Raw genomic sequence first — 9,431 nt, forward strand, 5'->3', positions numbered from 1 at the left:
GGTAACAAGATGAAACTTGAAACTATACATATAGATAATACCGTAAGAAGTGGTCTTAATTCTTTCACTGACGGGGTGATTTTTCGTGATACAAAGGTATTGATCACGCTCAATCTCCCGGATGGACAGAAAACCACTATTGAGGGGGAATGGCGGCATATGTCGGACGCCAACAGGTTGTCAGAACGTATTACGATGCTTCAGCATGCAATCTATGAGCAGTATGAGGAATACAGAGCAGATATTCCCGTCAGCTGGTCCAGATAACGTCTGACAGACCTCACCGGCGAGCAGGACGTTCGCCAGCATCATTCTCCTAAGTACTTAAATATTCCCTTTCAGCATGGCTACCGCATCCGCTTCGGGCATCTGAAACTGAACTCGATGCCGAGCAGCAACATCAAGTGCGAACACCTTCGTATAGACTTCCGTCGAGCTAATCGATTTGTGGCCCATCAGGCTCTGCAAAACCTTCAGTGGTATGCCGGCATACAGCATATGCATCGCGTAGGAATGACGGAACGTATGGGGGGTTACCGGTACTGAGAACGTCACCCCGTCGGCCGCTGCGGCCTCCACCGCTTCGCTAAGCCAGGTGCGCACGGTACGGTCTGTGATCTCCCAGATACGCGCCTTCTCCATTCTGCCGGTGCGCTTGTTTCGTCTTTCCAGCGGAATTTTCAGGGTGGCCACCATCATCTGCAGCTGGCTGACGTAGTGGTGATCGGAAAGCGGAACCAGGCGATGAGCCTGGCTACCGGCGGGAACTCGGCCGGCCGTTCTGGCGGCTTTCTCGGTGCGCTGCTTGAGCGTGGCCAGCTGCACGAACGGATACGGCGGCGCCAGCGAAAAATCCCCCCGGGTCAGCGCGAGCGCTTCATTAATGCGCGCGCCGGTGTTCCACAGCGTCGCCAGCAGCATCTTGCGGTGAAGATCCGGCACGTAATGGAGTAGGGCGCTCACTTCCGGCGCCAGCAGGTATTTCGGCAGTTCATCCTGCACGAGCGCCATCTGGCGCAGGGCGAGGGCGGCAGGGTAATCGATGGCCACCGGGAGCAATGTTCCGGGAGATTGCGGAGATCCAACTGGAACCAGGTTATTCATAATTTCTGTTAACTTTTTTCTTTGCCGAGAATTTTCTTCGTAATATTACCGGAGTCAGGATGACTAGCCAGCCAGAAAACAGACGAAGTCGCAAACAAAACTACCCCGTCAGTGATTACAGACACGATATTTTCGGGCACTGGTTTCAGTCCTCTTCAGTGGGTGGCTATGGAACGGGAACATTCATGCCACCAACATCCACTTGATAAAGTACAGAAAAATCACCACGCCCCCCCAGAATAAGGTCAGGTTAGCGACTTTCCCCCACAGGATAGAAAGGAGCTTTGTCTGCAGGTCAAGGAGGTATTCACTTTGCGAGGCAAGATCCCTTTCGAGCTCAACGATTTTTTCCTGCGACTGACTACACAGGGTTGCCAGCCGGATAACCCCGGTTGCCCGTTGCGCCACCTCCAGGTCAGAATCCCCGCTCTGCGGCAGAGACAGTTTTTCTGCCCGCAGTGGCAGGGCGTCACATTTCTCGTCCGGGAGCTGGCCCCCTTTCCTGTGCAACAGATGATAAAATGGACGATTCCTAAGTGAAGTAATTAACTGTTTTTGCGACCGTTTTTTGCCTTCGAGCTGCACGATTTTTTCCTGCAGCCCGCGATAACAGTCTTCCAGCCGGCGTACCGCGGATACCAGGGGCTCCACCCGGAGCGTTGAACACCTGCCCCGTGGCAACTGCAGTTCGTCTGCCCGCAGCGGCATTGAGCTGGTTTCCCCCGGCGGGAACCGGAAACCCAGCCCACGCCACAGTCTGCTCCGGCGGATCAGATTGTGAATGTTTTTCGCATCCACGGACGAAATGTGGATTTGTCTGACCAGCGTTTCCGGCGGCAGGGAGCGGGTCCAGAGCACCATCTGCTGCATGATCCAGCTGCCCACTCCCCGACCACGGGGTAAAAATTCATTCAGCATAAATTCAACACTGAACAGTTCCACACGGCCGTGCTCGAACTTCGCGACAATGGTCTGCGGTGTACTTTGTCCGTCACCGTACAGCGTCAGGCTACAGGTGATCCACAGATATGCCCCTGGCGAGTCCTCAGACCCGTAACGACATTCCTCCACCCGTCTGACGACCACAACCACCGTTTCGTTGCCCGCGCTCCCCGCCGGGACGGTCAGCAGCCACATGCCGTTATCATCAACAGACGTTTTTATGAAGGTTTTAGTTTTCGCTTCCATACCGGTCTCTTTGTCCCGTTGCGTAACTGTTACGTGGATGAATGGGTAATTCCCGTCAGTTCTGGTCTGCCATAAAACGGCCAGCGCTTGTCGCCCTGCGAGTAAACCTCGATCCACACCAGTGTGCCCTGCTCAAAATACAGGTGACAGCCGTCACTGGCGCTCAGGGTCGTCATCATCGGCAGCTGCGCAGCGGAAAACGAAACGCCCGGACCTGGTAATGCCGGCATCATTGACTGTTATCCTCCGTCTCCAGGAATGGCTCATTTGTGTTCAAATTAATCACAGTTCTGACCCACGATAAATATCGTCAGTCCCCCGGGAACCTTCATTGCGGCCAGTTCAGTACAATTCCCGGCCAGGATCTTCATGTTTTCCGCTGTGGCATCCACCGGATAAAGCGCCTGTGTCAGGAGTGACAGATTATGCTCACTGCAGGAAAGCCCCGCGCGGTGAAGACATGACAGGTACCCTTTTTTAACTGCTGCGGCATCGGCGGCATCCATCATATTGAAGTAATCCAGAGGCGCCGGCGAAAATTCCTCCTCCGCGACGGTTTCAAGAAACCGTAGCATCTCCGGGCGAACTGGCAGGGGCAGAACCGCGGCCTGAAATTCGTTACAGCTGAATCCACCGCAACTCTGCGTCGCCAGTCGCCAGCCATCGGTGTTACCGTTCGGCACAGTTACCGTAGAGGCCAGAACCAGCCCCGGCCAGCGATCTTCCCGATCAAACCCGTAATCAAAACACTGCTCAGGAATGTCCCGCAGATTCTTGCCATGTTGTCCGGGCGCTATCATCCCGAACCTGATTTGGGGAGTATGCTTATACACAGACTGGGCCTGTTCGTTAGTACTTTAGTTGAGAAACAGCGCTGGCATTTCATCTGACATCATCACATGGCGGGTCCGCTTCCCGCGAAAAATACGGCGCATCATCGGCGTAAAATCACAGGGCTCCCAGCCATAAGGCCAGGTATAGTAAATCCCGTCCTTCAGCTTACTGTCGCGTCGCTCAGGCCCTGCAACGATACGTCTGACCTCCCTGTTCAGCGCCTCACCGCGCAGGCCATACTGCCCCAGGTAGCGGCGCAGCCGCGTTCTGGGCATCCGCGGGTCAGTTTTCACGTAACCATTAACATCCATATGCTGCGTGGCGGTGATGATAGTCATGCCGTACCTGCGTATGGTGCGGAAGGCGGCGGCCATCACGTCCGTTTCGGTCTCTGGTTCGTCATATGTTCTGTTCATCTGGTTTCCTGTTATACGTTGCCGTGATGCACCGAATCATTCATCATTTTTTTCTGTATGTTCAGTAGCGTTATCCGGAGGGGTAGCTTCGGCCACTTCTTTCAGTATTGATGACCATCCCCCGGCAAACCATTCGCCCGGATCTTCACCACTGAGTACCTGCTGCAGCCAGCGGGAAGGGGAGCGACGTCTGGCGTCACGGAACCAGACCGGATGGTGCTGACCCATGACTGACCAGAAATCAAAATCCGGCTCCGGGGGGGAGAACACATACGCATTCATGACCAGATTCCCGCCGTGTTGTCTGAGGAACAACAAAAATTCTTTCAGGTTTACATACCCCCCCGGCCCCATACCGGCACCAAGGAAAAACGCCTCTGTTACCACGCCGGCAGTGATACGGCCGTTCTGCTCATGCTGGCGCAGGATCATCAGGGTGCCATCATGGCGCCCACCGGCGATGCGGATGAACTCAAAGACATACCTTTCATCATCATCCGGGAAGAAAAACTCCTCCCAGCTGACACCAAAATACGTCCCCAGGATCACCAGCGGGAACATCTTCCCGTCACCGGTGGTCAGCCAGTCTGCACTGGCGCCGAACCGGCTTTCAATCCGTTCAGCCAGCTCACGGGTTAACTCACCGGCGCCATCGATACAGTCCAGGAGCAGTCCCGGGGAAACATGTAACCGGTGAGCTATCCGTACCTGGTCGGCGATCCGCGTCGGCCCGGGTTGCCCGGCCCCCGGGAAAAAGCCGTCAGCGGACAGACGGTCAAACAGGGCGCGCAGACGCCCGCCACATTCCTTCTGCCACTGTTGCCGGCTGGAGAGGATTTCCGGAGAGGTGGTCCCGGCAGGATACTGTCTGGCCAGCGCCAGGCGGATCTCCCCTTCGAGTGAACGTTCATTTTTCATCGCTGACTGCTCAATGCGTGCAAACAGCGCATCGTCAACATTTCTGGCCTGGATCTTCGCCATGACTCCTTCCTTATGCAAAACGTATTCAGGACTGGTAAATGGTCTTTGAAGTAAACATGAAGCCTGATTTACCGCTATAACAATAAATGTATACGTTATGATTCATTTTGTACACAAAGGAAGAAATCAGCACGTGATAAGGCATGAAACAGTCACGCAGCTAAATTACCGGATGGCCGTTTCCGGCAGATCCGATTTTTTTGCGTATAACAACTTTCCGGAAGTGTACCACGGTCAGGGAATAAGCAAAGCGCCCTTTTCCGGTGGTGAGCGGCCGGTCACGGGGCAGGGGGTTAACACAACATATAGCGTAACCAGCAGCTGATAACACCGCTACATATTGTGTCAGGGGGCCGCAGAGCGCCGGTGGGTCTGACGGAGATCCGGAACTGGTATTTTTCGGATCTGCGGTGGAGAAATGAGAAAACAGGATATGCGCAGCATATCCATATGCCACGCATCTGCATATGTGACACCTATACAAACCAATCCGGCAGGCATATACTGCACATATGTACTCACACATCATGCATGATCAGCCGGAGGAACATCCATGCGCACAGTTTCGATATTTAAAAACGGCAATAACCGCGCCATTCGGCTGCCCCGGGACCTGGATTTTGACGGCGTCAGCGAGCTGGAGATCGTCCGGGAAGGGGACAGCATCATTCTGCGTCCCGTCCGGCCGACCTGGGGCTCGTTCGCGCAGCTGGACAGGGCCGATCCGGACTTTATGGCGGAGCGTGAGGATGTGGTCAGCGATGAAGGACGCTTTGAGCCATGAAGAAAACCTGGATGCTCGACACTAACATCTGCTCGTTCATCATGCGCGAGCAGCCGGAATCCGTCCTGAAGCGCCTGGAGCAGGCGGTGCTGCGCGGTGACCGCATTGTGGTCTCGGCCGTGACGTATGCCGAGATGCGCTTCGGCGCCACCGGCCCGAAGGCCTCGCCGCGCCATATTCATCTGGTCGACGCGTTCTGCGCGCGCCTCGATGCCGTCCTGCCCTGGGACCGGGCCGCGGTGGACGCCACGACGGACATCCGGGTGGCGCTGCGCCTCGCCGGGACGCCGATCGGCCCGAACGACACGGCCATTGCCGGGCACGCCATCGCGGCGGGCGCCATCCTGGTGACGAACAATGTGAGAGAGTTTGAGCGGGTGCCGGGTCTGGTGCTGGAAGACTGGGTGAAGTAAGCCGCTCTTCGCAGGGTAATTTCTTGAATTACCCTGCAGGTTATTTCGGCGTGCCGGTTATTATGCCCTTAAGAGTGTAAAGCCTGTCAAACTGGGCATAAGGCTCCCCTGTTTCCGCTGCGTGTCGGAGTTTTGCGTCCAGAAGGTCGGGCAGAGCGATACCGTGACTGAGTGAATGGTAAAGATCATAACCACTGACACAGATCACCCGTTTTCCTTTCACGAAGGCTGTCAGACCTTCATCAGTAAACCCCATCCAACTGATGAACACGCCCCGGGCCCACTTCGCCTTGGTGCTGAGTTTTCCTTCGAATACGTGCAAATCTGCCGCTGGCGTTCTGTTCTGATGCCACTTAGCTTCCAACAGGTAAAAGTCATCATTCAGCCGGAAGCTGCCGTCAATCTGCTCGCCCGTGTTACGGAATGACGAGCGGGGGGCAAGCTTAAAGATACTGAAAAGTTCTGCAAGCCATGCTTCAAAACGGAAACCCCGCGGATGTGGCGACAGGGATTTCATCTCGTTCATTTCGGCTATCAGTGAAGGCCAGTCGACACCGTGCCATGCCTGCACAGGCCTGTCGCCTTTGGCTGTATCAGCGTCCGTATTTTTCAGCCGTGAAATCAGTGCAAGCCAGTCATTTCGGCTTTGTTCGGCCTGCTCAGGCATGGTCTCCATTTTATACCGCCACAGGGTATCAAGAACCCGCAGGGCTGTCTCACGATCCACCTGTTTCAGCAAACATCTTACCCGTTTAGCTTTTGAGGTTCCTTCTTCCTTATAACATTCATCATCAATATCAATGTTCAGCTCTTCATCAAAAAAAGCCGACAGCGTACGGTTGGAGAAATCGAGTATCCAGCCCGGATCGCTTTCAAAGACGAGATTAAACAGTCTCAGGTCCTGTATTTTCAGTTTCATGCCAGCCTCCTGTTTTTACAGAGTATAACGGGATGTCAATTCAGGAGGTACTGAGTCAATGCCATGCGTCAATTTGGGTGGTTCCGATTTTTGGGGTTTCAGGATGTCACGAGCCCGGGAGAGGTTTAATGCGTAATTAGAGATAAATACTAAATATATTTGCTTTTTAAGCATTAATGCACTTGGCGCAATATTGTCAGTATATTTTTGCTTAAATTAAAAAAGTTAAGCGCTGGCAAAAAAAACCAGCGAAGCGCTGAAATAGCTCAATGACGGTATACTTCCCACATAAAAATGACGCATGAGTTATTCTCAGAATATTTCATGCGGGATGGCTGGTCCCGCGAAACACTTCCTGTTACATCATAACAGGTTGGTCACAGGAACTGATCAAGCAGAGAACACCAGACCAGAGAGAGTACCTCAGTTCATTAGCGATGGGACAGAAATAGTAACCAGATAAAAAACAGAACGGCAAAACACCATACTCCCTTTAATATCCAGCGATGATACCGGAAAGCTTGTTTCTCTCTGGCATCTGCTTCATGAATTGCGGTTTCTGGATTTTTTTTCATACGTCATCTCCGATCATTTATTATAGTATATATCAACAATTATAAATGTTCATCACCAGTAATGGAACTCCGGAGGATAGTAAGGAATGTTCAGGCAGGAAGCGTTACAACACCGTAATTCTGTATGGAAAGCAAAAGCAATATTGCTGCCAGGTATCCCCTTATGGTGTATCGTTTTAAGCTGCTTCGTCTTTATAACTTTTTTTATCGTTTTCATCATTTCTGGCAGTTATACCAGGCGTATTAATGTGTCCGCGGAAGTGACCACCTGGCCCCGTCCAATTGTTATATCAACCAGTCAACAAGGGTATGTAGTCAGATCATATGTGAAGGAAGGGCAGAAAATTAGAAAAGGGGACCGTCTTTATGAGCTGGATACAAGTAAAACAACCCGATCCGGCGTTGTCAGTGATAACGAATTTAACGAAATAACTTCTCAGTTACATGGAATTGATGAGATCATCCGAAACCTGGAAAAGGGGAGAGACGAAACACTGCAGTCAATTAAAGATCAGAGAAATAAATATAAGGAAGCATACGATATCTCGTCTTCGATTGTACGAACTGCAGAGCAGGGACTACAAAAAATGGAAAACAACATGAGAAATTATGAACAGTACCGGAAAAATGGATTAATTAACAACGATCAGCTAACAAACCAAATGTCGCTCTACTATCAGCAAGAAAATTCAGTCTTGTCCATTAAAAACCAGAATATACAAAATGCATTGCAAATAAAAAATCTTGAGAGAGAAGTTCAGATACAGACTTCAGAATATGACAGCAGAATATATCAGATGAAATTGCAGCGCAATGAACTTAAAAAAGAATTAATAAAATCAGGGCTAAATAGTAGCATTATAATAAGATCACCGTCAGATGGCATAATCGATACATTGAATGTATCTCAGGGTCAGATTGTTAATGCAGGTGATACTCTGTCGCAGATAATACCGGAGAGAGATAGAAAACTATACTTAATTTTATGGATACCTGATATGGCCGTTCCGTATATAAAAAAAGGTGACCACGTCAGAATCCGTTATGACGCTTTTGCATATGAAAAGTTTGGACAATTTAATGGCATCATTCATTCAATATCTAAGTCTCCTTCTTCGCAACAAGAAATGTTAAGCTATCACTTATTAGATAATATAAAGTTATTCTCTGGCCATGCTTATTACCGGGTCATGGTCACACCTGAAAATGATAGGATATATTATAACAAGGAAGAAATACATCTGGAGAATGGGATGAGAGCAGAATTAACATTATTCCTGGAAAATCGAAAGATATACCAATGGATGATATCACCACTCTATGATGTAGTAAAAAGTGCTCAGGGTAATATTCATGAAAAGTGAAGTTGTCAGTGTATTAAAAAACAAACTTGATTTAGGTTTGAAATCACGTTTTCCTATGATCCATCAAACGGAGTCTTCGGAATGTGGATTGGCATGCCTGGCAATGATATGTGGTTATTATGGAAAGAATATTGATATCTTTACGCTAAGACAAAAATTCAATCTTTCGAGCAGAGGAACTGATTTAGCAAGTTTAAATGATATTGCTGTTAAGATGCATATGTCTACGAGAGCTGTGTCCGTAGAGCTGGATGAGTTACATTCAGTGAAGCTTCCTTGCATATTACACTGGGATTTTAATCATTTTGTTGTATTAACAAAAATTAAGAATGGAAAATTCACAATTCATGACCCATCAGTCGGGATTGTGAAGGTTGCTAAGAGTGAACTCTCAAAAAAATTCACAGGTATTATTCTGGAAATATGGCCTGACAACAATTTTTTAAAAGAAAACGTAAAAAATAAAATCAGCCTTAGAGCCATGCTTGAAAATACCCATGGTTTATACAGTGCACTGACGAAAATATTTTTCCTGTCTATCATTATTGAAAGTATAAACTTAGTGATGCCTGTTGCAACCCAACTGGTCATGGATCATGCCATACCGGCAAATGACTCCGGTCTATTAACATTAATTTGTTTCGGCCTTGTTTTCTTTGTGGCACTCAGAACCATTACTGGTCTTATTCGCTCATGGACAGTACTGATTATGTCATCATTTATTAATGCCCAATGGCAAAAGGGATTACTGCAGCATTTACTAAAATTGCATCTAGAGTATTTTGAACGCCGAAAATTTGGTGATATACAGAGCCGATTTGGTTCCCTGAACGGCTTTGTTGAATAAAACGGC

The 9,431-nt window shown here is 49.7% G+C and carries 12 protein-coding genes; 5 read left to right on the top strand and 7 right to left on the bottom strand.

What is annotated here, in order from left to right:
* The first annotated feature begins 9 nt into the window (after window positions 1-9).
* Complete coding sequence (locus tag ACKLKD_RS26775; protein ID WP_013214010.1) at window positions 10-267, top strand: hypothetical protein; 258 nt, start codon at window positions 10-12, stop codon at window positions 265-267.
* A 57-nt stretch (window positions 268-324) separates the two neighbouring features.
* On the opposite strand, the gene ACKLKD_RS26780 is transcribed toward ACKLKD_RS26775, so the two are convergent.
* The 6 genes from ACKLKD_RS26780 to ACKLKD_RS26805 form a co-directional block, all read right to left on the bottom strand.
* On the bottom strand, window positions 325-1,104 hold the full coding sequence (locus tag ACKLKD_RS26780; RefSeq protein WP_013214009.1) for a site-specific integrase: 780 nt from the start codon (window positions 1,102-1,104) through the stop codon (window positions 325-327).
* 183 nt (window positions 1,105-1,287) lie between these two features.
* Window positions 1,288-2,292, bottom strand: a complete 1,005-nt coding sequence (locus ACKLKD_RS26785; RefSeq protein WP_011977814.1) for a hypothetical protein — start codon at window positions 2,290-2,292, stop codon at window positions 1,288-1,290.
* 29 nt (window positions 2,293-2,321) lie between these two features.
* Complete coding sequence (locus ACKLKD_RS26790; RefSeq protein WP_011977813.1) at window positions 2,322-2,525, bottom strand: hypothetical protein; 204 nt, start codon at window positions 2,523-2,525, stop codon at window positions 2,322-2,324.
* 45 nt (window positions 2,526-2,570) lie between these two features.
* A complete protein-coding gene (locus tag ACKLKD_RS26795) occupies window positions 2,571-3,092 on the bottom strand; it encodes a hypothetical protein (protein ID WP_011977812.1) in 522 nt (173 codons plus the stop codon).
* A gap of 57 nt (window positions 3,093-3,149) precedes the next feature.
* The gene (locus tag ACKLKD_RS26800) at window positions 3,150-3,542 is read right to left on the bottom strand and encodes a hypothetical protein (protein ID WP_011977811.1); all 393 of its coding nucleotides are present in this window, start codon (window positions 3,540-3,542) and stop codon (window positions 3,150-3,152) included.
* A 36-nt stretch (window positions 3,543-3,578) separates the two neighbouring features.
* Window positions 3,579-4,523 (bottom strand): hypothetical protein, encoded by a 945-nt coding sequence (locus ACKLKD_RS26805; RefSeq protein ID WP_011977810.1) that lies wholly within the window; start codon window positions 4,521-4,523, stop codon window positions 3,579-3,581.
* Window positions 4,524-5,076: 553 nt separating this feature from the next.
* On the opposite strand from ACKLKD_RS26805, the gene vapB reads away from it, so the two are divergent.
* Together vapB and ACKLKD_RS26815 are read left to right on the top strand one after the other, a co-directional pair.
* A complete protein-coding gene (vapB, locus tag ACKLKD_RS26810; protein WP_001261276.1) occupies window positions 5,077-5,307 on the top strand; it encodes a type II toxin-antitoxin system VapB family antitoxin in 231 nt (76 codons plus the stop codon).
* On the top strand, window positions 5,304-5,720 hold the full coding sequence (locus tag ACKLKD_RS26815) for a type II toxin-antitoxin system VapC family toxin (RefSeq protein WP_040155119.1): 417 nt from the start codon (window positions 5,304-5,306) through the stop codon (window positions 5,718-5,720). Before vapB ends, ACKLKD_RS26815 begins: the two co-directional genes overlap by 4 nt.
* A gap of 40 nt (window positions 5,721-5,760) precedes the next feature.
* Here the strand turns inward: ACKLKD_RS26815 and ACKLKD_RS26820 are convergent, their stop codons facing one another.
* A complete protein-coding gene (locus ACKLKD_RS26820; RefSeq protein ID WP_009309916.1) occupies window positions 5,761-6,639 on the bottom strand; it encodes a restriction endonuclease in 879 nt (292 codons plus the stop codon).
* A gap of 661 nt (window positions 6,640-7,300) precedes the next feature.
* Between ACKLKD_RS26820 and ACKLKD_RS26825 the strand changes: the two genes are divergently transcribed.
* Together ACKLKD_RS26825 and ACKLKD_RS26830 are read left to right on the top strand one after the other, a co-directional pair.
* Window positions 7,301-8,578, top strand: coding sequence for an HlyD family secretion protein (locus tag ACKLKD_RS26825; protein WP_009309915.1), 1,278 nt, complete (start codon window positions 7,301-7,303; stop codon window positions 8,576-8,578).
* The gene (locus tag ACKLKD_RS26830; RefSeq protein ID WP_420061997.1) at window positions 8,568-9,425 is read left to right on the top strand and encodes a cysteine peptidase family C39 domain-containing protein; all 858 of its coding nucleotides are present in this window, start codon (window positions 8,568-8,570) and stop codon (window positions 9,423-9,425) included. Before ACKLKD_RS26825 ends, ACKLKD_RS26830 begins: the two co-directional genes overlap by 11 nt.
* Window positions 9,426-9,431 lie beyond the last annotated feature (6 nt).

Source organism: Klebsiella sp. 10982, from assembly GCF_048589245.1.
GTDB lineage: Bacteria > Pseudomonadota > Gammaproteobacteria > Enterobacterales > Enterobacteriaceae > Klebsiella > Klebsiella quasivariicola.